Origin of the sequence: Acinetobacter pecorum (assembly GCF_014837015.1) — a bacterium.
GTDB lineage: Bacteria > Pseudomonadota > Gammaproteobacteria > Pseudomonadales > Moraxellaceae > Acinetobacter > Acinetobacter pecorum.
On sequence record NZ_JACSPT010000045.1, the window covers coordinates 1 to 1,235 of the forward strand.

1 protein-coding gene is annotated in these 1,235 nt (G+C 40.7%); it reads left to right on the top strand.

The features are described from left to right. The first annotated feature begins 61 nt into the window (after nt 1-61). Nucleotides 62-1,200, top strand: a protein-coding gene (locus H9629_RS15270) for an IS3 family transposase (protein ID WP_141667081.1) whose coding sequence is annotated in 2 segments (ribosomal slippage) — nt 62-320 and nt 320-1,200 — 1,140 coding nt in all. Because the reading frame shifts where the segments join, the coding sequence is not laid out codon by codon here. The last annotated feature ends 35 nt before the right edge of the window (nt 1,201-1,235 follow it).

Consider the following 1,235-nt stretch of genomic DNA (forward strand, 5'->3'; position numbering starts at 1 on the left):
TGGACTGCCACCACTCTCCTAGACAAATATCGTCTATTCTTTTTGCACAGGAGAAAACATTATGAGTGGACAACGATATACCCCAGAATTTAAAGACGAAGCTATAAAATTAATTACTGAACGAGGATATTCTGTCACTGATGTAGCGGAACGTTTAGGTGTATCACAACACAGTATTTATAAATGGTTAAAGGCGATACAGCCTTTACGCAACAACCCTGATGAACATGAATTGCTCGAAGCAAAGAAAGAGATCCTCCGTCTTAAAAGTCAACTTAGACAAACTGAAGAGGAACGGGACATACTAAAAAAGGCCGCAAGGTACTTTGCAAGTCTGCCCGAGTAAAGTATCAGTTTATTCTTGAGTACAGTAATCAATTTAAGATTAAAACGATGTGTCGGGTTTTAAAGCTTGCTCGTGCTGGTTATTACGCTTGGTTGCATGAACCCGAATCAGGCAGAACTATTGAAGATAAACGGTTATTACAGCTCATCCGATCTTCTTATGATGCTAGTTATGGTATTTATGGTTATCGTCGCATTACTTTGGATCTTAAAGAACTAGGTGAAGGCTGTGGCCCGAATCGTGTACTGAAGATCATGAAAAACAATGGTATTGCAGCAGTTAGAGGATACAAGAAGCATAAAAGTTATGGCCGTGGTCGTCCTCAGATTGTGCCACCCAACCATTTAAATAGAGAGTTTGTTGTGAATACTCCGAATACTTCCTGGGTAACTGATATTACCTATATTCGGACTTGGCAAGGCTGGTTATATCTGGCTGTAGTGCTTGATTTATATTCGAGAAAAGTGATCGGTTGGTCAATGAAACCAACTCTTGCTAAGGATATCGTTCTTGATGCACTACTCATGGCAGTATGGCGACGCAGACCCGATGAACCTGTGATCATACACTCAGACCAAGGCTCACAATACAGTAGTGGAGACTGGCAGAAATTCTGTCAAAAGCATAATTTAATTCCCAGTATGAGTCGCAGAGGAAACTGTTGGGACAACGCTGTTGCTGAATCTTTTTTTAGCAGTTTAAAGAAGGAAAGAATTAAAAAGAGAATCTATAAAACACGAGAAATGGCTCGTGCGGATGTGTTTGATTATATCGAAATGTTCTACAATCGAATCAGGCGTCATTCGCACCTCGATGGTATGAGCCCAGAAGCATTCGAGACAGCTTCAAAATGAGGCTATCTCATGTCTAAGATACTGGGAGCAGTCCA